Source organism: Parajatrophihabitans canadensis, assembly GCF_053764775.1.
In genome coordinates, this window is sequence record NZ_CM132445.1 from 210,272 (window position 1) to 235,657 (window position 25,386).

At 64.2% G+C, this 25,386-nt stretch carries 24 protein-coding genes; 13 read left to right on the forward strand and 11 right to left on the reverse strand.

Annotated elements, in window-relative coordinates; genetic code table 11:
- Window positions 1-94: 94 nt before the first annotated feature.
- The 3 genes from ACSMXN_RS00965 (at window position 95) to ACSMXN_RS00975 (ending at window position 1,726) form a co-directional block, all read left to right on the forward strand.
- Window positions 95-577, forward strand: coding sequence for a helix-turn-helix domain-containing protein (locus ACSMXN_RS00965; protein WP_022915997.1), 483 nt, complete (start codon window positions 95-97; stop codon window positions 575-577).
- Between the two features lie 21 nt (window positions 578-598).
- Window positions 599-1,342 (forward strand): hypothetical protein, encoded by a 744-nt coding sequence (locus tag ACSMXN_RS00970; RefSeq protein ID WP_022915996.1) that lies wholly within the window; start codon window positions 599-601, stop codon window positions 1,340-1,342.
- A gap of 72 nt (window positions 1,343-1,414) precedes the next feature.
- Entirely contained in the window at window positions 1,415-1,726 is a 312-nt protein-coding gene (locus tag ACSMXN_RS00975; protein WP_022915995.1) for a DUF2516 family protein, read from the forward strand.
- A 15-nt stretch (window positions 1,727-1,741) separates the two neighbouring features.
- Here the strand turns inward: ACSMXN_RS00975 and ACSMXN_RS00980 are convergent, their stop codons facing one another.
- The 4 genes from ACSMXN_RS00980 to ACSMXN_RS00995 form a co-directional block, all read right to left on the reverse strand.
- Entirely contained in the window at window positions 1,742-2,185 is a 444-nt protein-coding gene (locus ACSMXN_RS00980) for a hypothetical protein (RefSeq protein ID WP_022915994.1), read from the reverse strand.
- Window positions 2,182-2,583 carry a DUF962 domain-containing protein gene (locus ACSMXN_RS00985; RefSeq protein WP_051149099.1) on the reverse strand — a complete coding sequence of 134 codons (402 nt, stop codon included), beginning with the start codon at window positions 2,581-2,583 and terminating at the stop codon, window positions 2,182-2,184. The genes ACSMXN_RS00980 and ACSMXN_RS00985 overlap by 4 nt, the downstream gene beginning before the upstream one ends.
- Window positions 2,584-2,667: 84 nt before the next feature.
- Complete coding sequence (locus ACSMXN_RS00990; protein ID WP_022915992.1) at window positions 2,668-3,312, reverse strand: response regulator transcription factor; 645 nt, start codon at window positions 3,310-3,312, stop codon at window positions 2,668-2,670.
- Window positions 3,264-4,583 (reverse strand): sensor domain-containing protein, encoded by a 1,320-nt coding sequence (locus tag ACSMXN_RS00995; RefSeq protein WP_022915991.1) that lies wholly within the window; start codon window positions 4,581-4,583, stop codon window positions 3,264-3,266. The genes ACSMXN_RS00990 and ACSMXN_RS00995 overlap by 49 nt, the downstream gene beginning before the upstream one ends.
- 169 nt (window positions 4,584-4,752) lie before the next feature.
- On the opposite strand from ACSMXN_RS00995, the gene ACSMXN_RS01000 reads away from it, so the two are divergent.
- From ACSMXN_RS01000 to ACSMXN_RS01020, 5 genes are all read left to right on the forward strand, one after another.
- Entirely contained in the window at window positions 4,753-6,966 is a 2,214-nt protein-coding gene (locus tag ACSMXN_RS01000) for an MMPL family transporter (protein ID WP_022915990.1), read from the forward strand.
- A gap of 115 nt (window positions 6,967-7,081) precedes the next feature.
- Window positions 7,082-8,557, forward strand: coding sequence for an MFS transporter (locus ACSMXN_RS01005; RefSeq protein ID WP_081649352.1), 1,476 nt, complete (start codon window positions 7,082-7,084; stop codon window positions 8,555-8,557).
- Window positions 8,554-9,018 carry a MarR family transcriptional regulator gene (locus ACSMXN_RS01010; RefSeq protein ID WP_022915420.1) on the forward strand — a complete coding sequence of 155 codons (465 nt, stop codon included), beginning with the start codon at window positions 8,554-8,556 and terminating at the stop codon, window positions 9,016-9,018. Before ACSMXN_RS01005 ends, ACSMXN_RS01010 begins: the two co-directional genes overlap by 4 nt.
- 88 nt (window positions 9,019-9,106) lie before the next feature.
- A complete protein-coding gene (locus ACSMXN_RS01015) occupies window positions 9,107-10,138 on the forward strand; it encodes an ATP-binding cassette domain-containing protein (RefSeq protein ID WP_022915419.1) in 1,032 nt (343 codons plus the stop codon).
- Window positions 10,135-10,983 carry an ABC transporter permease gene (locus ACSMXN_RS01020; protein WP_022915418.1) on the forward strand — a complete coding sequence of 283 codons (849 nt, stop codon included), beginning with the start codon at window positions 10,135-10,137 and terminating at the stop codon, window positions 10,981-10,983. Before ACSMXN_RS01015 ends, ACSMXN_RS01020 begins: the two co-directional genes overlap by 4 nt.
- 89 nt (window positions 10,984-11,072) lie before the next feature.
- Here the strand turns inward: ACSMXN_RS01020 and ACSMXN_RS01025 are convergent, their stop codons facing one another.
- From ACSMXN_RS01025 to ACSMXN_RS01040, 4 genes are all read right to left on the reverse strand, one after another.
- Window positions 11,073-12,269 (reverse strand): 5'-3' exonuclease H3TH domain-containing protein, encoded by a 1,197-nt coding sequence (locus ACSMXN_RS01025; RefSeq protein WP_196811441.1) that lies wholly within the window; start codon window positions 12,267-12,269, stop codon window positions 11,073-11,075.
- A 45-nt stretch (window positions 12,270-12,314) separates the two neighbouring features.
- Window positions 12,315-14,483, reverse strand: a complete 2,169-nt coding sequence (locus ACSMXN_RS01030; protein ID WP_027139956.1) for a RecQ family ATP-dependent DNA helicase — start codon at window positions 14,481-14,483, stop codon at window positions 12,315-12,317.
- Between the two features lie 93 nt (window positions 14,484-14,576).
- Window positions 14,577-15,347 carry an ABC transporter permease gene (locus tag ACSMXN_RS01035; RefSeq protein ID WP_022915415.1) on the reverse strand — a complete coding sequence of 257 codons (771 nt, stop codon included), beginning with the start codon at window positions 15,345-15,347 and terminating at the stop codon, window positions 14,577-14,579.
- 4 nt (window positions 15,348-15,351) lie between these two features.
- On the reverse strand, window positions 15,352-16,302 hold the full coding sequence (locus ACSMXN_RS01040) for an ATP-binding cassette domain-containing protein (RefSeq protein ID WP_022915414.1): 951 nt from the start codon (window positions 16,300-16,302) through the stop codon (window positions 15,352-15,354).
- Window positions 16,303-16,560: 258 nt separating this feature from the next.
- On the opposite strand from ACSMXN_RS01040, the gene ACSMXN_RS01045 reads away from it, so the two are divergent.
- Complete coding sequence (locus ACSMXN_RS01045) at window positions 16,561-17,358, forward strand: nuclease-related domain-containing protein (protein ID WP_081649351.1); 798 nt, start codon at window positions 16,561-16,563, stop codon at window positions 17,356-17,358.
- Here ACSMXN_RS01045 and ACSMXN_RS01050 read toward each other — a convergent pair.
- The gene (locus tag ACSMXN_RS01050; RefSeq protein ID WP_022915412.1) at window positions 17,355-18,734 is read right to left on the reverse strand and encodes a chloride channel protein; all 1,380 of its coding nucleotides are present in this window, start codon (window positions 18,732-18,734) and stop codon (window positions 17,355-17,357) included. The genes ACSMXN_RS01045 and ACSMXN_RS01050 overlap by 4 nt on opposite strands.
- A gap of 7 nt (window positions 18,735-18,741) precedes the next feature.
- Window positions 18,742-19,887: a cysteine--tRNA ligase gene (locus ACSMXN_RS01055; protein WP_022915411.1), complete on the reverse strand. Its 1,146-nt coding sequence runs from the start codon at window positions 19,885-19,887 to the stop codon at window positions 18,742-18,744.
- A gap of 84 nt (window positions 19,888-19,971) precedes the next feature.
- On the opposite strand from ACSMXN_RS01055, the gene ACSMXN_RS01060 reads away from it, so the two are divergent.
- A complete protein-coding gene (locus ACSMXN_RS01060) occupies window positions 19,972-20,622 on the forward strand; it encodes an NAD(P)H-binding protein (RefSeq protein WP_022915410.1) in 651 nt (216 codons plus the stop codon).
- Window positions 20,623-20,675: 53 nt separating this feature from the next.
- Complete coding sequence (locus ACSMXN_RS01065; protein WP_022915409.1) at window positions 20,676-21,404, forward strand: dienelactone hydrolase family protein; 729 nt, start codon at window positions 20,676-20,678, stop codon at window positions 21,402-21,404.
- 39 nt (window positions 21,405-21,443) lie between these two features.
- On the opposite strand, the gene ACSMXN_RS01070 is transcribed toward ACSMXN_RS01065, so the two are convergent.
- The gene (locus ACSMXN_RS01070; protein ID WP_022915408.1) at window positions 21,444-22,862 is read right to left on the reverse strand and encodes an aldehyde dehydrogenase family protein; all 1,419 of its coding nucleotides are present in this window, start codon (window positions 22,860-22,862) and stop codon (window positions 21,444-21,446) included.
- Between the two features lie 244 nt (window positions 22,863-23,106).
- On the opposite strand from ACSMXN_RS01070, the gene ACSMXN_RS01075 reads away from it, so the two are divergent.
- Both ACSMXN_RS01075 and ACSMXN_RS01080 read left to right on the forward strand, forming a co-directional pair.
- The gene (locus tag ACSMXN_RS01075) at window positions 23,107-24,240 is read left to right on the forward strand and encodes an acyl-CoA dehydrogenase family protein (RefSeq protein ID WP_022915407.1); all 1,134 of its coding nucleotides are present in this window, start codon (window positions 23,107-23,109) and stop codon (window positions 24,238-24,240) included.
- Entirely contained in the window at window positions 24,237-25,364 is a 1,128-nt protein-coding gene (locus ACSMXN_RS01080) for an acyl-CoA dehydrogenase family protein (protein WP_022915406.1), read from the forward strand. The genes ACSMXN_RS01075 and ACSMXN_RS01080 overlap by 4 nt, the downstream gene beginning before the upstream one ends.
- Window positions 25,365-25,386: the final 22 nt, after the last annotated feature.

Consider the following 25,386-nt stretch of genomic DNA (forward strand, 5'->3'; position numbering starts at 1 on the left):
GACGTCCCCCTCTATGCCTGGTCTATGCCCCGCCGCTGGCAGGTTAGACGTTACGGGAGTGCCGGGTTCGTCCCGCTCCGCTGCATAGGTCAGGGTGCTTGCTGTCGCGCTTGCAATAGTTAGCACCCTGCGGCACTCTGGAGGTGTAAACGTCGATGACATCAAGGAAGCCGCGAAGGCCCAGACCCTCAAGGTCGGCACGATCGGCGACTTCATCCGTGAGCAACGCGAGCAGGCCCAGGTCTCGGTTCGCCAGCTGTCGCGGTTGGCCGGAGTTTCCAACCCGTACCTTTCACAGATCGAACGCGGATTGCGCAAGCCCAGTGCGGAGATCCTTCAGCAGATCGCGAAGGGTCTCCGGATCTCTGCTGAGCAGCTTTACGTTCGCGCCGGCATTCTGGAAAACCGGCATGGCGACGATGAACTGATCGGCGCGATTCTCGGTGACGACGGGCTGACCGAGCGGCAGAAGAGCGTGCTCGTCGATATCTACGAGTCGTTTCGGCGCGAGAACCACGTGCCAAGCACGGCACTCGATCCCAACGACGTCTCATTCACCGACAACCCCGCTAGCTAACGGCACCCAAGGAGATAGCTCATGGCTACTGCGATTCCAAACCCGAAGACCATCGCCGCTCCGGCCTACGCGGCCGTTGGGGCAGCCGACCTCCTGGTTCAGCGGGTGGCCGCCCGACTCGAAGAATTGCCGTCCGAAGCGCTCGTTGGGCTGATCAAGGTGCAGGACGAAGCGGGGACCCGTGTCTCGGCCTTGCGCAGCATGCTCGACGATCGGCTGTCCGCTGCGAGGCAGCTTCGATCCACCGATGTGCAATCGATCGCGAGAGAAAAGTCCGCCGCTTACCTCGATGCGGCCAAGGCCGTGTACGACAGTCTCGCGACCCGCGGGGAGGCGAAATTCGACGCGTTGCGCGACGAATTCGGCAGCGATCCGCGCATTGTTCGCCTGATCGCCGAAGTCGGGGTTGCCGCCGACGGTGTAGAGGCCAAGGTTCGGCCGGTCGTCGGCAGCGTCGAGTCGAAGGTGCGTCCAATCGTTGGCAATGTCGAATCGAAGGTGCGCCCGATCGTCGGTGGCGTCGTCGAAGGCGTGCTCGGCACTGTGAAGGCGCCGACGACCAGGTCTGCCGTCAAAGAGTCGGCGGCAACGCAGGCGCCAGCAAGCAAGCCCCCCGCAAAGAAGGCACCCGCGAAGAAGGCACCCGTAGCGAAGGCGGATGCGGATGCGGACAACGCTGCAAGCTCAACCGCACCCGCCAAACGAGCACCTGCCAAGCGAACTGCAGCCGGGAAGGCGCCGGCAGGCGACACATCCACCGAGTAAGAGTGAGCTCATCGGCAGGTCAGAGGGCTCGGGTGGCGCGCAGGTGCCCATCGAGTTAAGTAGGCTGGGGTTGTGCAGGCCATAAACCACATCGAGTACTGGCTGCTGCTGGTGCTCGGCTGGGCCGTAGGCATCTTCATGATCTGGGCTTTTCTCGATTGTCTATCGCGCAAGGCCCCGGCGTTTCCAGCTGCCGGAAAACTGACCAAACCCGCATGGCTGCTGATGACCGGTATCCCGGCGGTGATCAGCACCCTGCTGGTCCTGAGCGGCGCGGTCCTTTCGTTGAACATCATCATGTACATCGCGCTGATCGTGACGTCGGTCTACATGGCCGACGTGCGACCAGCAGTTCGAGAGATCAGCGGTCCGTCGCGCTGGTGATCGTTCGCGCTCGGACTAAGTGCAGTGTGCGGTGGTCCAGGCGGTGAGTTTGCTCTCGCTACCCGAGGCAGCATCGGTTGCCTTCTTGACGTCAGCCGATTTCGCCGACAGATCGCTCAGATCGCGCGCGCTGTCGACGACGCCCTGAAGGTTCTTGGCCGCGGAGAGCTCAGCCTGCGCGTCCGGCCTGATCGTTGCCGGCACGTTGTCAGCGAAATCCTTCAGGTGCCCGACCTGCTCTGCGACGAGAGCCTTGAAGCTGGCGATGTCCTTGACGGAATCGAACTTGGTTGTAGTGGCATCGCCCGCTTTGAAGGCTGCGCAAGCTTTCGTGGTGTCGCCGTCACCCGATGACCCGGAACTGCACGCCGTCGCGAGCAGTGCGGCTCCTACTGCTACTGCTGTTGCTGCAAACCTGGCTGTTGCTGCCCTCGTTATCGGCGTGCGGATGATCCTCAAGCGGCGACCCGCAGCCGGTCGGGGTGCCAGTTCGTGGCCGTGCGGTTTTCAGGGTGGGCATCCAGCCAATCGCGGGCGATGATGCTGAGATCTTTGTCGCGTCCGCGCAGCAGGTAGCCGATCATGTCGAAGTCGCCACGCAGCGACCACAGCGGATGCCCGAAACTCGCCGGGTTGTTGCCTTCGACGAGCCAATGCGCTGACCAGGCGGCGCCGTAGCCAAGCAGGGGCAACGCCCCAATCAACTTCGGTCGACCGGTCAACAACCCGACCAGCGCGACCAGGGCGCCGCTCAGGGTGCCGGCGAAATGCAGCTGGCGCGTGAGCGGCTTGGAGTGCATTGCGACGTAGTACGGAAAGAACTCGCGGTAGCTACTGAATACGGCGCGATCGCTCATGTCGACCATTCTGGTCGCACGAAGGCATCTGAGCCAGTAGCGAGTGCTAACCCTCTAGATAAGTCCTAACCCTCTAGATAGGCACTAACCCTCTAGATAAGCAAGGACTGCCAGCACCCGGCGGTTGTCCTCCTCGGACTGTTCGAGGCCGAGTTTGGAGAAGATGTTGTTCGAATGCTTGCTGACCGCCTTTTCGGTGACGAACATCCGAGCGGCGATGGCCGAGTTCGACCGGCCCTCCGCCATCAATTCGAGCACTTCGCGTTCTCGAGGGGTCAGCGTCGTCAGCGGCTGATCGCTGGCCCGCCGGGCTAGCAAGGCAGAGATGACCTCTGGGTCCATGGCTGTTCCACCGCCTGCCACCCGCTTCACCGCGTCGATGAACTGGCCGACGTTGGAGACCCGGTCCTTGAGCAGGTAGCCCACGCCGCCGGCCCGATCAGACAGCAGCTCGCGTGCATAGAGCTGTTCTACATATTGCGACAAGACCAGAATCGGCAGCCCCGGCACCTCACGACGTGCTTGGATCGCTGCCCGCAGACCCTCATCGGTGAACGTCGGCGGCAACCGCACGTCAACCACGGCCACGTCTGGTTGGTGGGTGGTCAGGGCGCGCAACAACGCAGGCCCGTTGTCAACGGCCTCGACAACTTCGAACTGATACGCCTCGAGTAGCCGGATCAACCCGTCGCGGAGGAGGGCGAGATCTTCGGCGATGACAACTCGCACGGCAACGTCATCCTGACCTGGGTTGGGCCACCGATCGGGCTGGTGACGGTGAGGTGTCCGTCGAATGCTGCCAGACGGCGCTCGATGCCGCGGATCCCGCTACCCCCCTCGACCGCCGCGCCACCATGTCCATTGTCGTGTACCAGCATGGCCAGCTGGGCAGATCCTCGCGCGACGCCGGCCTGGAAGGTGACGTCGACGCCGATCCAGCTGGCTCCCGAATGCTTGATGGCGTTCGTCAGACATTCGGCTATTGCGAAGTAGGCGGCCGATTCGACCGGCGCGGGAAGGCGTCCAGGTATCTGAACCGTGACATGCGTCGGGATCGGGTTGGCTAGCGCCAGCGCCCGGACGGCGCCGTCCAGACCGCGGTCAGCCAGCACCGGCGGATGGATTCCGCGGACCAGATCCCTCAGCTCAGAGAGCGCGCTACTGGTGGAATCGCGAGCTTCGGTGAGCAGTTTTTGCGCTGCCACTGGATCATCGGTCATCAGTTCGGCGGCAAGGCCCAGGCTCATGCCCAGTGATACCAACCGGGCCTGGGCGCCGTCATGCAGGTCCCGCTCGATACGGCGCAGCTCGGCCGCCTGAGTATCGACCGTTTCAGCCCGCGAAAAGGCCAGCTGCTGGACCCGGACGGCGAGCTGTGCGGCGTCCGTCGGAGCCAGCAGACTGTGCATGATCCGGGCGTTGAGCCGGGCCAGCGGGACGGCGGAATACCACCAGATCACCCAGAAGATGAGGCCGAGCGGCATGAGGACGAACGCATCGGAGACCTGGTTGATGTGGAAGAAACCGAACGGATTGCCGAACACCTCCGGCGGCGTGACTGCCCACAGGAAGGGATAGATCAGGTAGAACAGCCCACCGGCGAACAACGAAAACGACACGATCGACAGGGTGAAGCCAATCGAGGCGTTCACGAGAAGCCAGAACCAGTCCCGCCAGGTTGCAGGATCCTTCATGATCGACCACAAGCGCAGCAGCGGACCGCTACCGGGGCGGATCGGCAGGTAGGGACGCGGAATCGGCTCCCCTAGGACATTGGCCGCCCAGCTGCGATGCCGATTGGCGTACCAACGCACCGCTGGCGTCGATATCAGCGTCAGGGGTATGCCGACTCCCACCACGATCACCGAAACCCAGGTGATCCACACCGAGAACAGCCCGATTCCGAGTTCGGCGACAACAGCCATGGGCAATGACCAGGCCAAGAGGCGCCATCGGAGTGCGAACGCTGCATGTGACATGACCATCTCATCTTCCCGCATGGGGCAAGTCTTATGGGTTCCCGGCGTGGGCACGGTGGAGTTTTGTCCACTCCGACCTGGGTACTGCCACCCGTGTTTACCGGCGTCCAGGACACCAGGGTGGAAGCAGGGACAGAGCTACATCCATCCGAACAGTCCATCCGAACAGTCCAGATGAAGGGGAACGACCGTGGCCAAGCGATCTGCTGAGAAATCGACGACAGTACGACTGGCGAGATGGAGCGCGACCCACCCATGGCGCGCCATCGTGATCTGGGTGATGTTTGTCGCGGTGTGCTTCGTGGCAGGCAGCGCCAGCGGCACCAAGCAGCCCAGCGATCACCAGTTGGGTACGGGTGAATCCGGGCGCGCGGCGGATATTGTGCGCGCAGGGGGACTGCAGGACCCGGCTCAGGAGCAAGTCCTGATCACGGCTTCTGGCCCCGGTGCCTTCGACAGATCAGCTGCCCAGTCAGCGGCGGCGGACGTAACGGCCGCGATGAAGCGACTTTCGGGGGTTTCCTCGGTGGCCGCACCGATTACGGCCGAGAACGGAAAGGCTTTGCTGGTCGGAATCACGATGGCTGGCGACCCCGACACCGCTGGCGATCGGGTGCAACCGTTGCTCGATGCGACTGCCGCGGTTCAGCGCCAGCACCCGGAATTGAAGATCGCCGAGGTCGGCGACGGCTCGATGGATGCCGGAATCAACGACGAGCTGGGTAAGAGCTTCGCCAAGGCCAGCACCATCAGCCTGCCGCTGACGGTACTCATCCTGGCACTCGCGTTCGGCGCGATCGTTGCCGCTGGGGTGCCGGTTATCTTGGCGCTGTGCTCGGTATTCGCCGCGATCGGCATGTCCAGCCTGATCTCGCACATCCTGCCTTCGACCCCGACCATCAACGAGGTGATCTTGTTGATGGGGATGGCGGTGGGGGTGGACTACTCGCTGTTCTACCTCAAGCGTGAGCGCGAGGAACGTGCCAAGGGCAAGAGCAGGCTAGCTGCTATCGAGGTTGCTGCGCGGACGTCCGGTCATGCCGTGCTCGTTTCGGGTGTCGCGGTAATGGTGTCGATGGCGGGCCTGTACCTGGCCTCAGACGTTTCGTTCGCATCGTTGGCGACCGGTTCCATCATCGTGGTCGCGGTGGCCATGATTGGTTCGCTCACCGTGCTGCCGGCGTTGCTGGCCAAACTCGGTCGCGCGGTGGATCGCCCCCGGGTGCCGGTGTTGTGGCGGCTGACCAACCGTCCCGAACGCGAACCCCGGCTCTGGCCCGCTCTGTTGCGACCGGCGCTACGCCGTCCTGGCACGACGCTGATCGTCACGCTGGCAGGCATGCTGTTGTTGGCCGCTCCGGCGCTCAACCTCAAACTGCACTCGTCCTCCTCCGACGATCTGCCACGTTCGATACCGATCGTGCAGACCTATGACCAGTTGACTTCGGCCTTTCCGGACAAGGGTGTCAGCCACGAGGTCGCGGTGCAGGCGCCTTCGCAGTACGCCGGCCAGGTGCAGGCGGCACTGGCTGATCTGCTCCAGTCGAATCGCGACCCGCTGTTTGCCGGGGCATCGGTGGGCGAGGTGCGTGCCTCCGCCGATCAGCGCGTACACCTCGTCGAGGTAGCGGTGCCGTATTCACCCAACTCGAAGCAGGCTGGGCAGACCGTTTCTCAACTCAGAACCACCGTCGTGCCCAACGCGCTGTCCTCGATTCCGGAGGCGCGCTACGCGGTGGGTGGCGAGGTTGCCTCCAACATCGATTTCTCCAATCTCGCGAGCGCAAAACTGCCCATCATCATGGGGTTCGTGCTGCTGCTGACCTTCGTCATCATGTTGCTGACGTTCCGTTCGATCGTGGTCGCACTCACGGCGATCGCCGTGAACCTGCTCTCCGCGGGAGCCGCGTTCGGCATTCTGGTACTGGTCTTTCAGGGCAAGTGGGCCGAATCGCTGTTGCATTTCCGCTCGAGCGGCGGCGTGATCGCGTGGATTCCGATGTTCCTGTTCGTCGTCCTGTTCGGTTTGTCGATGGACTACCACGTCTTCGTGGTCAGCCGTATTCGCGAGGGCGTTCGTCAGGGCATGACAACCCGGGACGCCGTTCGATACGGCATCACCAGATCAGCCGGTGTGGTGACGAGTGCTGCCGTCGTGATGGTCTCGGTGTTTGCAGTGTTCGCGACGCTGTCGATGGTCGAGTTCAAAGAGATCGGTATCGGGCTGTCCGCAGCCGTGTTGCTCGACGCGCTGGTCGTGCGGATCGTGCTGCTGCCCTCGCTGATGATCCTGTTGGGACGAGCGAACTGGTGGCCCGGAAAGCTCAGTTCGGCGAATCGCGTAACACCTGGCATCGATACGGTGCCGAGCGTTACACGATCGGGAGTTCTCGACCGAGTTTGACCGGCTGACACCTAACCCCTAACCCCTAACCCCTAACCCCTAACCCCTAACCCCTAACCGGTAGGTAGTTGTAGGCGTACAATTATTAGTTGCCTACAACTACCTGGGGGAATCAGTGCCTGAACTGAGCGCTCGACGGCGGATGTTGGTGCTGGTCATCTGCTGTATGAGCTTGCTCATCGTCGGTATGGACAACAGCATCGTGAACGTGGCACTGCCATCGATCCGAACCGATCTGCATGCGTCGCTGTCCGGACTTCAATGGACGGTCGACGCCTACACGGTGGTGTTGGCCAGCCTGCTGATCCTCTCCGGCTCGACAGCTGACCGGCTGGGTCGGCGGCGTACCTTCCAGGTCGGGCTGACGGTGTTCACCCTTGGCTCGCTGCTGTGCAGTGTCGCCCCAGGCCTCGGTTGGCTGATCGCATTTCGGATGATGCAGGCGGTTGGCGGATCCATGCTGAACCCGGTGGCGATGTCCATCATCACCAACGTGTTCACCGATCCGCGTGAGCGAGCTCGAGCGATCGGGGTATGGGGAGCCGCGATCGGCGTCAGCATCGGCATCGGGCCGGTGGTCGGCGGTCTGCTCACCGAGACAGTGGGCTGGCGGGCAATTTTCTGGATCAATGTGCCGATCGGCGTTGCCGCGTTCATCCTGGCGGCAATCTTCGTACCGGAGTCGAAGGCGCCTCGCGCCCGCCGCCTTGACCCGGTCGGCCAACTACTCGTCATCGTGCTGTTGCTCAGCCTGACGTACGCGATCATCGCCGCTCCTCGAGTCGGGTGGGGATCACCGCAGAACGTGGGTTTGATCGCCGTGTCCGTCGCGTCACTTGCCGGATTGCTGTATTACGAACCTCGACGGCGCGATCCCTTGATCGAGCTGAGGTTCTTCCGCAGCACACCTTTCTCAGGTGCCACGATCATCGCCGTGTGCGGATTCGGCGCCTTCGCCGGATTCCTCTTCCTCAATACGCTGTATCTGCAAGATGTCCGGGGTTTGAGCGCCCTTGATGCCGGCCTGTTCACCTTGCCGATCGCCATCATCACGCTGGCCTTCTCGCCGTTGTGTGGACGGGTCGTGGGAGCACGCGGTCCCCGCATTCCACTGATCGTGGGGGGTCTCGGCCTAGCCATCGGCGCGCTGGCCCTGACCCAGCTCGAGACAGATACGAGCTATAGCTGGCTGCTCGGTGCGTACGTCATCTTCGGTATCGGCTTCATGGCGGTCAATCCGCCGATCACGAACTCGGCGGTCTCTGGAATGCCCCGTGCGCAGGCCGGCGTCGCCTCCGCGGTGGCCTCGACGAGCCGGCAGGTCGGTACCTCGCTCGGAGTTGCCGTCGTCGGCTCGGTGGTGAGTACCGCAGCAGCGGTGGGCACCTCTGCTGCCGGGTCTGCTGACTTCGCTGCCGCTACCCATCCCGCATGGTGGATCCTCACCGGACTTGGTTTGATCGTGTTGGTCGTCGGGCTCGCCACGAGCGGCAAGCGCGGTCGGGCCAGTGCTGCGCGGGCTGCGGCCTTGTTCGAAGAGGACGTGCCGGCGCCGGCGATCATCAGGAGCACCATCGGGAGCAAAGGATGACCAGCGAACTGAATGAAAGCGCTGCCCTCAACGTGGCTGGGACTGCCCACGCTGACGACTTGGCCGAATCTGCGTGGCTGGCGGCGCGGAGCCTGGTTCTGGACCTGTATGACCGTCGGGCCGAGGTGACGGAGGCACTCGGCATGAGCTTTATCCGGGCCAAGGCCTTGCTGAAGCTCACGGGTGGTCCGATGACCATGCGCGAGCTGGCTGCCGCGCTCGCGACCGACCCGCCCTACACATCGGTCGTCGTCGATGACCTGCACCAACGTGGCCTTCTGGAGCGAACTGTGCACCCGTCTGACCGTCGGGCCAAGGTCGTCACCATCACCCCAGCCGGCCGCAAGACCGCAAAGGCGGCCAGCTTGATCATCAACGAGCCGCCGCCAGCATTGCGATCGCTGAGCGTGGACGATCTCAAGGCGCTGAACCGCATCTTGAGCCAGCTGCTGGATTCGTGAGCCGGTCCTTGGACGAACGGTGAAGATTGGCTGAGAGCGGCCCCTATATTTCGAGAACCTGTCGGCAGCTTCCGATAGCGTGCGCCGCATGTCTAGTCTTCTCGCGCCGTCGGGCGTCCCGAGCCAGTCGATAGCCGTCAGCGTCGAATCGCTCGTCAAGACCTTCTCCGGCTCGGTCCGCGCTCTGGACGGCGTGAGTTTCGAGATTCCAACTGGCACCGTGCTAGGCCTGCTCGGCCCGAATGGCGCAGGCAAGACAACGGCCGTAAGGGTGCTCACGACCCTGCTCCGTCCAGATTCCGGTAGCGCCCGGGTCGCAGGCATAGACGTGTTGGCCGACCCTGAGGGCACCAGGCGGGTGATCGGCCTGGCCGGGCAATACGCCGCCGTGGACGAAGCCCTGACGGGTGATGAAAACCTACAGTTGGTCGGCAGCCTGAACCACCTGCCCCGGGCGGTACGGCGGCAGCGCTCAGCAGAACTGCTCGAACAGTTCGGCCTTTCCGACGCGGCGGGCCGAACTCTCAAGACGTACTCCGGCGGCATGCGACGCCGGCTGGACCTTGCAGCCGCCCTGGTCGCACGGCCTCCAATCCTGTTTCTGGACGAGCCGACCACCGGCCTCGATCCGCGTAGCCGTATCGATCTGTGGGGCGTAATCGAGGAGCTCGTCGCTGACGGAACGACGTTGCTGCTCACCACCCAGTACCTGGAGGAGGCAGATCGGTTGGCAAACCAGATCTGCGTGGTCGATCACGGCAGGGTCATCGCTGAAGGCACCTCCGCAGAACTCAAAGCCAAGCTAGGGGGCACGGTGGTCGAGGTCGTGCTCGCCAATCAGGCCGACGCGGCCAAGGCCGAACTGGCCCTGGACGGGGCAGGCGACGCAAGTCCGACGCGCGACGGTGAGGTCGTACGCGTCGCCACGTCCGCCGGGCCGGCGGCCCTGACCGAAGTGGTGAGGCGTCTCGACACCGCCGAGCTCGAGGCGATCGGGTTGCAGCTGCGTCAACCGAGCCTCGACGACGTCTTCTTGTCCTTGACCGGTCACAGCACGAGCGAGACAAACGAAGCCGCCCCGCCGAAACGCGGCCGGCGCAAACGAAAGGACGACGCATGACCACCGCGACGGCAACCTTGGTTCGACCGGCGGCGGGCAGTCGACTTCGGTGGGCGATCGCCGACAGCCGCGCGATGGCGGGTCGAAATGTGCGCAGGCTGATGCGGGCGCCCGATCAGCTCGTCTTCACGCTGATCTCGCCGATCATGTTCACCCTCTTGTTCAGGTATGTATTCGGCGGGGCAATCAACGGTCTCGGCGACATCAACTACGTGAATTATCTGATCCCCGGCATCGCCGTTCAGACCGCGATCTTCACGGCCGGCAACAGCGGCTTCGCCCTCGCCGAAGATAGAGGCACCGGGTTCATCGATCGGCTGCGATCGCTGCCTATGGCACGCAGCGCAGTGCTAACCGGCCGCGTCTCGGCTGACACCTTGAGCAATGCGATGGGGCTGCTGATCATCGTGCTCGTCGGGGTTGCCGTTGGCTTCCGTCCGTCGAGCATCCCCGGGCTGCTGCTCGGCATGTTGCTGTTGCTGGCGTTCGCATTGTCGACCTGTTTCATCTTCGCGCTGGTCGGGCTCTACGCGAGTAACTCGCAGACCGTGAACGCGGCGACCTTTCCGGTGATCTTTCCGCTGACGTTTGCCAGCAGCGCCTTCGTGCCGACCTCTACGATGCCTAGCTGGTTGCAGGCCTTCGCCGATCACCAGCCGGTGACCATCGTCATCAACGCGGTGCGCTCGCTCACGATCGGTGATGTGTCCGAGGCCCAGCGGCAAGACCTTTTCAACGGCCTGAGCACGACGTCGCTGGTCATCCAGTCATTGTTGTGGACCCTCGGCATCGGTCTGGTCTTCGGCTACCTATCGGTGCGCCGTTACAACTCCACGGCTTCCTAGCGAGCTCGGCGGGTCTCCCGCGACCAACCTCCACGGCTCCTCGACCAACCTCCACGGCTCCTCGACCACCCGCCGTCGCCGTAGGCACATCAGCCGAATAACGACAGCTGCTCAGACTTCGGCGGCTCAGGTTTCTTGGGTATCCGGCCGTACTTTTGGCGTGACCAGCCGGTGGCGCCCCCGGTCGAGCTGCCTGGCGGCCAGTTTCGGGATCTCGCCGCGTCTCGCGATGCCGATGACGCCCAACTGCGTTCGCTTGCCATGACCGGAGCGTCAGCCGCCACCTCGACGTGCGCCAATGCGCGAAGAGCCGAAGGAAGGGTCGCCGGGAGTTGCTGTTCGGTGAACGCTGCTCGCACGGTGTGTTCGTCCAGCGGCAGGGCGCCAACGCGGTTGCGGCTAGCCGCCGCGGGAGGTGAACCTGCCTCGCGATTGGTCTCACAGTTAGCTTCGCGATCGAGGTCGGCCTCAAATTCGAGGCCCAGATCTAGGTAGGAGTGCAGCCGCATCACCTGGCAATTCAGTTCCCACGCCTGCCTGGCCGCGGGGTCGGCAAGCTTCGCAGCAGCACCGGTGCCGACGGCTGCAGCGACGAGGTTGCCTCCGGACTCGAGGTCGTCGAATGCTCCGCGAGCACTGCCCAACGCCGTCAGCAGCTTCGCCGCGGTCTTCGGGCCGATGCCCCGTACTCCGGGCAGGTTGTCCGATGGGTCACCACGTAGCGCCGCGAAGTCCCGGTACTGCTCGGGCCGAACACCGAGCATGGTCAACAGCCGCTCCGGGGTCAGCAGCGGGGAGGCCTCAACCCCGCCGTTGATGATCCGGAGCACGCTGGTTGTTTCGTCGATGAGGGCGAACGAATCGCGGTCCGACGTCATGATCACCGTTCGTGCCCCAGCCGTCCCGGCGCTGAGGGCTGCCGAGGCCAGCACGTCATCGGCCTCTAGGCCATCAGGGACGACAACGTGCACCCCGAGGTCGCGAAGCACCACGACGGCGAGCTCGAGCTGGTCGACCAGGGTCGCGAGCTTCTCCGTGCGGTTGGCTTTGTACTGCGGCCATCGCTCGCGACGGGTGCTCGCGACCGGATCATCGAAACCGACGACTATCGCGCTGGGATTGACTCGCGCCACCGCTGCGACCAGCTGAGTCAACAGGCCTCGGACCGCCCAGATCGGTTGGCCCGCCGCAGATCGCATGCCGGTCCCGGCGAGGGCGTGAAAGCTTCGGTGCACCAGCGAGTTGCCGTCCACGGCCAGCACTACGGGCGGATCGGTCTGGGGCACAGCTCTACTCTGCCTGATGGCAGGCGCGAAGTCCGAAATCATCGCTCAGCCGGCCATTCCCAACACCAGCGGACAGATCGGCCCGGCTCCGGATCGTCGAAGCAGTCGGGTCACCACGGTCAGCGTCCAGCCGGTCTCGGTGTAGTCATCGACCAGCAGTAGCGGCACTCCGCGATGCTCGCCGTCGAGGCTCGACGCCAGGTCCGCGGGCACCTCGTAGTCGGCCCAGACAGCGCGCAGTCGCTGCGCACTGTTGGATCGCGCTGCGTTTTGCAGACCTGAGGCATTCGGCCGGCGAGTTACCGTCCCAAGCACCGGCAACCGACCTATGTGCCCGAGCTGCTGGGCAAAATCGGCGATCAACTCGGGGTGACGATTCGAACCGACCTGCACGATGGCTGCTGGACGCTGCGCCCAGTCCCAGTCGGCGAGCACCTTTATCGACGCCGAAATCAACTCCTGCAGTATCGGCCCATCAGGCGTCGAGTCCGCCAGCAGCGAGCGGATACGTTGCCCGTAGCCGAGATCGGTAAATCTGGCGACCGCACGCCCAGGTTCGGCGGATTCGGCCGCCACTACCTTGCCTTTCACATCGACACCCAGCGTGGTCATGGCAGTCGGCCACTGACGACGAGGTTCGATGATCACGCCCGGCCGGGCGAGTTGCGCGGACGCGCTGGCAACGGTCTGATCATCAGTCGCCTGGCTGAGTGTCATACCGCCGCAGTTGTCACAACGCCCACAGTCGGTCGCTGCCGGGTCATCGAGTTGGCGCCGTAGATAGCGCATTCGGCAGGTGCGCAGAGCGAGGTATTCACGCATCGCGGCTTGTTCGCTCTCGCGTACCGCGGTCACCTTGGCGTAGCGCGGTTCGTCGTAGCTCCACGGTTCGCCGGTCGCGATCCAGCCGCCACGCACCCGGTTCGCTGCGCCGTCGACATCGAGGACCTTCAGCATCATCTCCAGCCGGGACCGGGACAGGTCGACCTGAGTCTCGAGGGCGGCGGTGCTCATCGGCGCACCGTTGGCCTCGAGGGCCGCCAGGGTCGTTCGCACTTGCTGTTCCCGCGGGAAACCGACGGAAACGAAGTAATCCCAGACAGCCTGGTCCTCCGTCCCGGGCATGAGAATGACCTGCGCGCTGGCGACGCCGCGCCCGGCACGTCCGACCTGCTGGTAGTAGGCGATCGGCGAGGACGGCGCGCCGAAGTGGATGACGAATCCCAGATCAGGTTTGTCGAACCCCATACCCAGGGCCGAGGTGGCGACCAGTGCCTTGACCTTGTTGTTGATGAGATCGTCCTCAGCCGCGAGCCGTTCGGTCTGCTCGGTCTGGCCCGAATACGCCGCTACTGAGTAACCGCGTTCGCGGAGATAAGCGGCGACCTCTTGCGACCCGGCGACGGTGAGGGTGTAGATGATGCCGGATCCGTCGAAATCGTTCAGGTGGTCGGCGAGCCATGCCAGCCGGTGTGCTGTGGACGGCAGTCGGAGCACGCCGAGATGCAGGGATTGCCGATCGAGGCTGCCGCGCAGAACCAGGACGCCGTCTGCAGCGGACCGACCCGAAGCTGCTGGTTCGTGCCGCAACCCGAGCACATCGGTGATGTCCTCGACGACTCGGCTGTTCGCGGTCGCCGTCGTGGCCAGCACTGGGATTCCTGCCGGGAGCTCTGGTAGCAGCGTCCGTAGGCGGCGGAAGTCCGGCCGGAAGTCATGGCCCCAGTCGCTGATGCAGTGGGCTTCATCGACGACCAGCAGGCCACAGGTGGCGGCGAGTTCGGGCAGGACGTTGTCACGGAAGTCGGGGTTGTTCAGGCGCTCCGGTGACAGGAGCAGTACGTCGACCTCGCCGCGATTGATCGATGCATATGTCTTCGTCCAATCCTCGAGATTGGTGGAGTTGATCGTGGCCGCGCGGATTCCGGCGCGTTCGGCGGCAGCGATCTGGTTGCGCATCAATGCGAGCAGCGGGCTGATGATCACGGTTGGGCCTGAGCCGTTTGCCCGCAGCAGAGCGGTTGCGACGAAGTAGACCGCTGATTTGCCCCAACCTGTGCGTTGTACGACGAGCGCGCGGCGACGGTCCACGGTCAGCGCTTCGATCGCCGTCCACTGATCTTCGCGCAGCACGGCATCAGGCCCGGCGAGCGCGCGCAGGTGTACCTCGGCCTGCAGGCGTAGGGCCGTCCGCTCATCAGCGGATGCGCTCACTGAGACTGGATCTGCGCGGTTGATATCGGCTCCGAGGTTCGTGATGGTCACCTGTCCGGTCTAACAGTAGGCACCGACAGGTTGGCCGCCGTGTCAGGCCGACGACCGTTGGAAGGTACGAGTTCCCCACCACGCCAGCAGGGCCGTCAGCAACGCGGTCACGACCACTCCGGTGAGCACGTTGGTCGCAGAGAAATGACCGACGAACAACGACCGGCTCGCGTCGACGAGATAGCTGAGCGGGTTGGCTTTGCTGAGACCTCGCAGCCAACTCGGGGCGAGTGACATCGGAAGCAGGACACCTGAAAGGAGCAAGAGGGGTAGCGAGACACCCTGCACGAACGGGGCGAATGAATCCTCTTCTTTCAGGATGAGGCCCATCGAGTAAGACGCGGCCGAGATGCCCAGCGCCAACAAGCAGACCAGCAGCAAAGTGATGAGCACGCCACCCCATTGTGGTCGAAGCCCGAACGGGATTGCCACGAGCACCAAGAGGATTCCTTGCACGCCGATCGTGGCCACGTTGCTGAGTGTCCGTCCGAGTAGTAGCGACAGCCGCGAGGCCGGCGTCACACGCTGCCGGTCGATAACACCTTCGCGTAGTTCCTGGATGATCCCGAACCCCGCGAATCCCGCGCCGAAGATCGCGAGCTGCAGCAACAATCCGGGGACGAAGACCGACCACGATGCCGAGCCGCCGAGGCCCCCGTTGCGGACGTTCTTGAGCAACGGTCCGAACAAGGCCAGATACAAGACCGGCTGGGTCAATCCGAAGAAGATCCACACTGGATTGCGCAGCAGCAGCCGCATCTGACGGGTGAAAACGACGGATGTCTCGGTAGCGATCTTGCCGATGGGATTCATATGCTCAGATCTCGTCTCGAAGGGAACGGCCAGTCAGGGTAAGGAAAACCGTGTCCAGGGTGGGCCTGGCAACGGTCACCGATCGCATCGGCAGGCCAGCAGCATCGAGTGCTCGCAGCAGCGGCGCGACCGCGACATCGCCGCGTTCAACCGTCAAACTCAACTGATCGTTGTCGATAGTCGATTGCCGGACCTCGATGGCGGACCGCGCGACCTGCTCCGCCGCCGCCAGGTCGCCGTCCACAGTCAGGGAGATGATGTCGCCAGAGACTGCGGCCTTCAGGGCGTCCGGGGTGTCATCGGCCACGATTCGCCCATGGTCCATGACCATTATTCGATCGGCGAGAGCGTCGGCTTCGTCGAGGTAGTGGGTCGTGATCAGCACCGTTACGCCGTGATCGTCGCGCAGCGACCTGATGTGCTGCCATAGATTCGCCCGACTCTGCGGGTCAAGTCCAGTCGTCGGCTCGTCCAAGAACAGCAGTTTCGGACTGTGGACCAGGCCGATACCCACGTCGAAACGCCTGCGCTGACCACCGGACAGCTCAGACAGCGCCCTACCGCCGAGATCACCGAGGTCCAGTTGTGGCAACAGCGCGGACACCCGCTCGGCCGCTGCATGCTTCGACATTCCCTGGAGCCGACCTTGCGTGACGAGCTCCTCAGCGACTCGGGAGCCCGGCGCGGGCGCGGAGCCGATCTGCGCGACATAGCCGATACGCCGCCGCACCTCGCGCGGCTCAGTCCGCAAATCGGCACCGGCAACCTCCGCAGAGCCCGCAGTAGGGCCGAGCAAGGTCGTCAGCATCCGCAAGGTGGTTGTCTTGCCCGCGCCGTTCGGGCCGAGTAACCCGACGATCTCGCCCTCGGCAACGTCGAAATCGATCGGGGTCACCGCATCGACGGGTCCGGTCTTGGTCTTGAAGGTGCGGGACAGCCCGCGGGCGTGAATCACGAAGGACCTCCAGGTCAATGATCTTGCAGTATTCAATCTTGACTATGCAGTGTCCGAGGTTGGTATACGACCAGGTCGCCATGACCACTCAGCGGTATACCAACATGACGAAATATCCCCTTGTTTGTTACATTCCGTGAAAGTTTGAACACGCAGCGTTGCAGAGTGGTCGGGGCGGGGTTAGCGTTCTCATAGCTTCGTGAGCACGTCTTGGCTCGGCGAGCAAGGCCGAGATACCAGAAGGCGGGGTGCGACGCGATGGATATGAATGCATCAGCTGGTAACAGCCAGGCTGGTCGCCAGGCGGTCGCGGATGTCGTTTCACCGCTCGCCGAGGACGGGTACTACAGCCTTGCCACGCAGCCATCAGCCGAGGGGCTTGTCGGCCCCTATCCCGAGCAGGCCAACGCGGTCGATCATATTTTGGTCGGGCCAGGCGGCATCTTCGTCATCGGCGTCAAGCATTGGTTGGGCAAGATCGACGCGCAGGGCGACATATTGCGCCTCAACGGCACCGACCGGTCATCGGAGGTCGATGCATTGCAGCGCGCCTGCCGAGCAATCGAACGAGTCGCAGGCCTTGAGTCGCACTCGACGACTGCCGTCCTCTGCTTCACCGGACCCGCCTACCTCGTCCGCACCCGGATTGGCTCGGTCGAGCTCGTTCCGCTCGACGCGCTGCGCCGATTCATCAGGGGACAGCGAGCAGACCTGACTGCGATCCAGGTGGCTGCCGTACTCCGCAGCCTCGAACAGCCGCCATCGTTGGCTACAGCGCAGGCTGAGCCGCCCAAATTGAATGCGCAACCGGCTGCCGAATCAACGCCGCTGTCGAGTTCCCAGCAGGCTGGACAGTTCGACCTACAAGCTGGCCAGCCGGCGCCGGCGCGGTTACCTACCCAGTCCCTTCAGCAGGTTGGCCAGCAGGTTAGCGAGCAGGTCGCGGTATCCGACCAGCACACCGAAGCTACGACTGGTCTGTTGGCAAGGTTGATTCACGCCGATCCACATCCCGGCCGGCGCCCCTCGACCAAGGGCCGGCACCGCCGAAGCTAGCCGTGCCCGCCGGCGGCCGCGGGTAGCCTCGCGGAGTAGATCGAGTACCCGTCGATGTGGCGCGTGACAGCCGTGGCAAGAACCGTCGCCGCGATCATCGGCACCATGAGCTGAAAGCCACTGTGAGTCAGTTCGAGCACCAGCGCCAAGGCAGCCAGCGGCGCCTGCATGGCCGCACCGATCGTGGCGGCCGCACCGATGATCGCGTACGCCCCAACAGGTGAACCAGGCCATAACTCGCTCCATGCGGATCCGAGCAGCGCGCCCAGGAGTGCTCCCGTGCTGAGCACAGGCGTGAACAAGCCGCCGGAGGCGCCGCTGGCCAGACACATCGCGGTCACCAGTGGCTTGAGAATGAACAACGCGAGCAGCAGGGGTAGGCCTCCGACGCCGACAAAGGCATCGTGGGCGATGTCTTTGCCGTTGCCGAACAGCTGCGGATAGGCCAAACCGATGAGCCCCAGCACTCCGAAAGCGACCATCGGTGCGAACATCGCCTTGAGGCCGCCGATCCGGTGATGCGAGATCCAGCCGATCAACCTGATGTAGGCAGCGGAGAGCAGCCCGACGACAGGTCCGATCAGCAGTGACCACACGACGATTCGGCCGCTGGAGTGGTAAGTGGGTATGTCGGAATACGTAGGCGTCGTCGGCAGGTAGAGCCACCCGGTCAGCGTCGCGACCGATGAGCACGCCAGCGCGGGCAACACCGTGGGCAACGTGATGCTGCCGCACAGCACCTCGGCCGTGAACAGCGCCCCGCCGAGCGGAACGTTGTAGACGGCAGCGAGTCCGGCACCCCCGCCGCAGGCGACGAGAAGCCGCCGCTGTGCTGATGACAGCCCCACGCGCCCGGCGAAAATACTTCCCGAGGCGCCGCCGAGCAGTTTCGGTGCGGCTTCGCGTCCGAGTGAAGCACCCGCGCCGATCACGATCTCGGAGATGACCGACGTTCCGAAGCTGCGCCGAAACGAGAGCGTGCCGGTGCCCGACCACAGCGCATCATCGATTTCAGATTTCTCACCGCGGGTGTACCGGCGCAGCAGATACCAAGCCACCCCACCGAAGGCCCCCGCCACGAGCAACGCGATCAACCGACGCTCGCCCGACGCCTGCTCGACTCCGGCCTGGTAGCTGCCGGTGTCGTAGCCGAAAGCCGCACGCTGAACGGCGAACAGAATCGCCATCATGAGATCACCGAACAGGCCGGCAGCGATTCCCGTTAGCCCGATTGCCAGCCAGAATTTCGGCGTCAGGGCAGCGTCGCCCTCGTTGGTGTTGTTCGGTTGCTCCATAGCGCCGCGGCCCGAGGGGAGCCGCCGCTTGATAAGCGGTTGTGGAACCCTCAGCCGTTCACTGCGTTCGGGCTCAGCCATCGTGTGCTCAGCTTAGGGCCAGCAGCTCGATCAACATTCGGGCGATACTGCCGCCGCTGTCGATGGCAAGCGCCACCGCGGCCGGGACGTCGAGATCGGCGAGCAGTACGTCAGCGATCGCGGTCTCAACTGCGGTCGCCGCCACGTAGCCGAGCCCGCCGACGGTGCTGCCGGCCGAGTAAAGCTGCTCCAACAAAGCCGCGGCTTCATCAAGCGCCTCGCGCGTGTAGGACCACGGCTGCGCCCAGGGGCGATTCAGGCAGAGCAGTCGAATCGCAGCGGGGGAGTAGTCGGCAAGCAGATCGTCGATGAGGATCAGGTTCCCGGTGGACTTCGACATCTTCGCGCCGTCGATCTGAACGGTCCCGGCCCGCAGCCATGCGCGCGAAAAGGGCGTTACCCCGGTGGCGCCCTCGGCGAGCGCCTGCTCGCAGGCGTGGTGCGGAAAGACCAGGTCGGCGCCACCACAATGAAGATCCACCGACGGCCCATACAGCGACAGCACCATCGCAGCACACTCGGCGTGCCAGCCAGGGCGCCCCGGACCCCACGGACTTGGCCAGAACACCTCGCCGTCGCCGTCCGTCGATCGCCAAACAGCGATATCGAGGGGATGGTCCTTGTTGGGGTCATCGGGTGCATCCCGATACTCTGCGGCCAGTCGCAGCGCCGTGGCCTCGTCGAATCCGGCACTGGCCCCGGCGGCCGCGGTGCGCGCATACACGCTGCCGCCGCGCACGTACGCCTTGTCCTGCACGAGAAGTGCCGCGGCCAGCTGGATGACGTAGCCAATGGCCTGCGCCGCGGTCGGCTGGTGGTCGGGCGTGCGGACCCGCATCACGGCCATGGTCTCTTCGAACGAGGCTCGCTGCATCGCGCCCAGCATGGTCGCTGATTCGCCCCGACGACGCGCCTCTTCGTACAAGACGTCGTCCACATCGGTGATGTTGCGGGCGACCGTGACCGTGTGCCCTTGCCAGGTCAGTACGCGGTCAGCGAGATCAGCCCACACATACGTCGACGCATGACCGAGATGCGTCACGTCGTACGGCGTAATTCCGCAGACGTACATCCGCAGCTTCCCCACTGAGGTCAGGCTGTGGCCGTCCAGGGTCAAAGGACGGGGCGGCGTGGTCAGTCGCGCTGGAATCATGTGGCCAGTTTGCCAGTACGGCGACGGGAGCTACGTCATATGCCGTTGATCTGCATCCTCCGGGCGTCACATACTGGCAGTCTTATGACCGCATCTGGCTCGTCACAGGCATCAACTCCGTCACTTTCGATCGCATTGATCGGGGCGACCGGGAACATCGGGTCCAAGGTCCTGGCGGAGGCTCTGCAACGGGGGCATCAGGTCACCGGCATCGTTCGCGACACCAGCAAGCTGCCAGTCTCGGCGCAGTTGACCCCGCACGCGGCGGACACTCACGACGTTACGGGCCTGACGGCTGCCTTGAACGATCACGACGTCGCGATAGTCAGCGTTCGCTGGAACTCCAATCAGATCGAGGATGTGCTCGAAGCCGTGCGGTCCTCGACGGCCAAGCGCGTGATCATCGTGATCGGCGCCGGCAGCTTGATCATGACCGACGGACGCCTGCTGTTCGACTACAACACCGAACGCGGCCTCGTAGCGCCAACTTCCGGTGCGGCTCTTGATGCGTATCGCAAGATCGTGCAGGTCTCAGACATCAGCTGGACTGCGGTCTCGCCCGCGCTCAAGATCGAACCTGGAGAGCGCACTGGAGTCTTTCGCATCGGTGGCGATCAGCTGCTGGTCGATGATCCAGCCGACAGCCGGATATCGCAGGAAGATTTCGCCGTCGCCATCATTGACGAAGCAGAAGACCCCAAGCACGTCCGATCACGTTTCAGCGTTGCCTACTGAGTTTTCTCGACCGCACGTTTCGAAGACCGCCACAGATTTGGGGAGCAGACACCATGTGCCATGACGACGACAGCCGCCCACCCAGCCCGCCGACGGTCGGCGAGGTGTCAGAGCACGGACTGCTGACCCTGACGGCAAGCGACGGTAATCAGTTCGCCGCCTATCGCGCCGTCCCCGCGCAGTCCAATGGCAAGAGCGTGGTAATTCTTCCCGACGTCCGCGGACTGCACACGTACTACGAGCAGCTCGCGATCCGGTTCGCCGAGGCCGGCTTCAACGCAGTCGCGATCGACTACTTCGGGCGGACTCTGGGCGTCGGCCAGCGCGATGACAGCTTTGATTGGCAGACCGAAATTCGCAAGGTGCAACCCGAGCACGTTGCACTCGACGCCAAGGCGGCGACGGCGTACCTCAAGGAGCAGGCGGCCGGTCCGGTGTTCAGCGTCGGTTTCTGCTTTGGTGGTAGCCAATCCTGGCGGTTGTCGGCCAGCGACCTCGACTTGAACGGCTGCATGGGGTTCTACGGCCGGCCCTCGCTGGTCGCCGACGTCGAGGACGCGATCCACCTGCCCGTCCTGATGCTCGTCGCTGGAGCTGACGGGACGCCGCAGGAGGAGTTCCACGAGATGGACGCGCGCTTGACCGAACGCGGCCAGGAACACGAGATGTACGTCTACGAAGGCGCGCCGCACTCGTTTTTCGACCGGTCGTTCGGAGACTGGGCCGATGCCTGCAGTGACGCCTGGCAGCGCATGCTGGCTTTCACCAGCGCGCACGCCTGACGCCACCCCCGCTCTGCGGGACGCCCAACAGTCGGGTATTCAGAGCTGCAGCGCCTTGACCTGCTGGAATTCCTCCAGCCCGTAGCGTCCCAACTCACGCCCGACGCCGGAGGCCTTGTAGCCGCCGAACGGTGCCCGCGCGTTGAAGCGTCCGCCGTTGATGTCGACCTGTCCGGTACGCATGCCCCGAGCGAACTTCGTCGCGCGTTCGGGATCAGCGGACCACACGCTGCCGGCCAGCCCGTACTGGCTGTCGTTCGCGATTCGCAGAGCTTCGTCCTCGTCGCGATACGTCAGGACTGAAAGCACCGGGCCGAAGATCTCCTCCTGAGCAATCGTCATCGAGCTGCTGACCGGGCCGAACACGACCGGCGTCACGAAGTGCCCGGGACCGGCCGGCGTGTGCTGCTCGACCTCACCGGCGATCACGGCGGCGCCCTCAGCCACGGCCTTGTCGAGGTAGCCAACGACGCGATCACGCTGCAGCGCAGAGACCAGCGGGCCGAGTCGGGTTGCAGGGTCTCGTGGATCACCTACCGACCAGGACGGAAGCTCTGATCGCAACCGGTCGACGACCTCGTCGAACTGGTCGACGTGGACGAGCATCCGAGTGCACGCCCGACACGTTTGGCCGGAGTTCAGGTACGCATCGCCAAGACCGGCCTTGACGGCCTTGCCGAGGTCCGCGTCCGGCAGCAGCACGTTGGCCGACTTGCCACCGAGTTCAAGCGTTACCTTCTTCAGCGAACCGCCTGCGAGGCCGCCTACGCGTCGGCCTGCTGCCGTTGATCCGGTAAAGCTGATCAGATCCACCCGTGGGTCGCTCGCCAGTGCCTCGCCCACGATCGGGCCTCGGCCGGACACGAGGTTCAGCACGCCAGCCGGCAGGCCCGCGTCCTCGGCCGATCGAATCAACTCGTACGCGGCCAGCGGTGCAACCTCGCTCGGCTTGAGCACGACGGTGCAACCCGCGGCGATCGCTGGGACGATCTTGGCCACCGCTTGATAAAGCGGGTAGTTCCAGGGTGTGATTGCGCCCACGACGCCGTAGGCCTCGCGCACGATGACCGAATTGCCGATCTGCTCGGTGGGCTCATCAGCGCTGAGCATCTCGATCGTGTCCGCTATGACGGAACTCGACAGCGCTAGGTGCACCCGCTCGGCGATCTTGGTCGGAGCGCCCAGATCGTCAACGATCGTCTCGACGATTGCCTTGCTCCGGTCATCGAAGGCGGCCTGCCACCGCTGCAGATGAGCCAACCGCTCGGCCCGATCTGTCTGTGACCAGGACGCGAATGCTGCTTGTGCGGCGCCTGCGGCCGCGGCGACATCGGCTTCGCTGCCGGCCGGGAGCGATGCGATGATGTCACCGTTGGCCGGGTTCTCGACGTCGATCGTCGCCGGCGAACTCGACGCGCGCCATTGACCGTCGACGAAGATTCCCAAGGTTTCGCTCACGCTATATCACCGTTTCGAGTAGTTGCTTTCAGGTAGTGACCAGGTCGGCCGCTGCTCAATTCCAGTACCCCGGCAGAGCTGAATGCTTCGATTGCGTAGGGGTTCTATCGCTGGTATATCTACTGTGACACCTAGATCTACCGGAGTCGACATCGCGCGTCAATTGCTTGGTCCTCGCCCCACAGGCAGCCAGCGGCGCTCACCAATTGCTTGACGTGGCTGCCGTAGCTACCGAGGAGGCAGCGTGACTGACGTTCTGCCCCCCATCCAGGACTCGGCCACGGGCTTGCGGGCTGAGGTTTGCGCTTTCATCAGCGAAGAATTGGCTGACGGGCATTTCACGGCAAGCTGTGATTCCTGGATGACCGGTTTCGACCCGGAATTCAGCCAGCGCCTCGCCGGCCGGGGCTGGGTCGGTATGACGTTGCCGCGCGAGTACGGCGGCGCCGGCGCAACATCACTGGAACGGTTCGTAGTGGTCGAGCAGTTGCTCGCTGCTGGAGCGCCGGTTGCTGCCCACTGGTTCGCCGAACGCCAGATCGGTCCGGCGTTGGTTCGGCACGGAACGGCTGCTCAGAAGCAGAACTGGCTGCCCAGGATCACGGCAGGTACGGCCTACTTTGCGGTCGGCCTGTCCGAGCCCGATGCGGGATCTGACCTCGCGGCCGTGCGCACAAGAGCGAGCCGCGTCGATGGCGGCTGGCTCCTGCAGGGGACGAAGCTATGGTCCAGTGGTGCCCACCGCGCCCACGCGATCGTGGTGCTCGCGCGTACGTCGCGCGGCGAGCGACGGACGGACGGGTTGAGCCAGTTCATCGTCGAGCTGCCCGATCCGGCAGTGTTGATCAGCCCGATCCGTTCCATCAGCGGCGAACACCATTTCAACGAGGTGGTCTTCGACGACGTACTCGTGCCCGATGAGATGGTGCTCGGTGAGATCGACAACGGCTGGTCCCAGGTCACGACCGAGCTCGCTTTCGAACGTGGTGGCCCGGAACGCCTGCTGTCGACGATGCCGCTGCTGAGCGAGCTGTGCCGAGCCGCGGACGGCGCAGATCCCGGTTTGATCGAGGACATTGGTGCTTTGCTGACCGACCTCGTCACATTGCGCGAGATGTCGGCCGGCGTTGCTCGAGATCTGCAGGACGGTCCCGCGCCCGTGGTAAAGGCGGCTTTGGTCAAGGACCTGGGCACTCAGTTCGAGCAGGCCTCGGTACACGTCGCCCGCCGGGCAGCCGAGCTGCTGCCCGCTGCGAACAGCCTCACGTATCGGCGGTTACTCGACGAGGCGCTGCTTCAATCACCCAATTTCACCTTGCGCGGCGGGACGAACGAAATCCTGCGCGGCATCGTTTCTCGCGAAGTCCGGCGGTCATGACCGATCTGATCACCGAAACTATTGCGAGCATGGTGGATTCGACACTCGACTCCGCGCTCGAAGCCACTGACACGGGCAACCTCGACCCCCTCTGGGACCTTCTGGCGACGGCCGAAATGCCGTGGGTGGGCATAGCCGAGAACGCCGGCGGTGCCGGTGGTGAGATCGCCGATCAGGTTGCTGTCATCGAAGCGGTTTCGGCCGGTGCGCGGTCCGTCCCTGTTGTAGAAACTGGTTTCGTGGCAGGTTGGCTTGCTGAGCAGAGCGGCTTGCCGGTGGATCGCCTGCTAACCGTTGCCTTGGTACCCGTCGCCTCCGATGATCTGATTTCGGCGCAACGAACAGCGGATGGATGGCGAATCACTGCACGGGTCCAACGCGTTCCCTTTGCCCGGCACGCCGAGGAGTTTCTGGTCTTGGCGCCACTCGGTGGCCAGTTCCGGGCAGTCCGCCTGGACCGCAGCCGATGCGAGGTGGCGTTCGGATCAAATCTCGCCGGCGAACCGCGCGATGAGCTGATAGCGCTCGATGTACCCGTCGCCGAGGGTGACATCGGATCCCCAGGTCCCCTGCTGACCCCTGCTCATCTGTTGGCGCGGGCCGCTCTAGGCCGTGCGATACAAAGCGCTGCGGCGCTGCGGGCGGTACAGACGATGACCGTCCGTTACGCAGGCCAGCGGACTCAGTTCGGCCGCCCGATCGCCGAGTTTCAGGCGGTGGCGAATCACCTGGCGCTGATCGCGGCCGAGGCCGAGGCCGCGGCCGCCATCACCACGCTCGCCATTGACACGTGGTCTGCCGTGGGGTCTGCCGCGGGGTCTGCCGGTGGCTCGGCGTCCGATTCCGCTGCCGTCACCGCAGTAGCAGCGATAGCGAAGGCGCGCTGCACCACCGCGGCCATGCGAGCGAACGCTAGTGCCCATCAGGTGCACGGTGCGATGGGCATCAGTGCTGAGTATCCGTTGGGTCAGCTCACCAAGCGATTGTGGTCCTGGGGCGCAGACTACGGCGACGAGCGATTCTGGAATCGACGACTTGGCCGACTGGTGCTCGATTCCGGCATTGGTCTGTGGCCGGCTGTTCTCGCCGTCAGCGGCGCCGGCCAAGCTACCCGCAGTACCTGAAACCACCAGATAGAGGAGATCC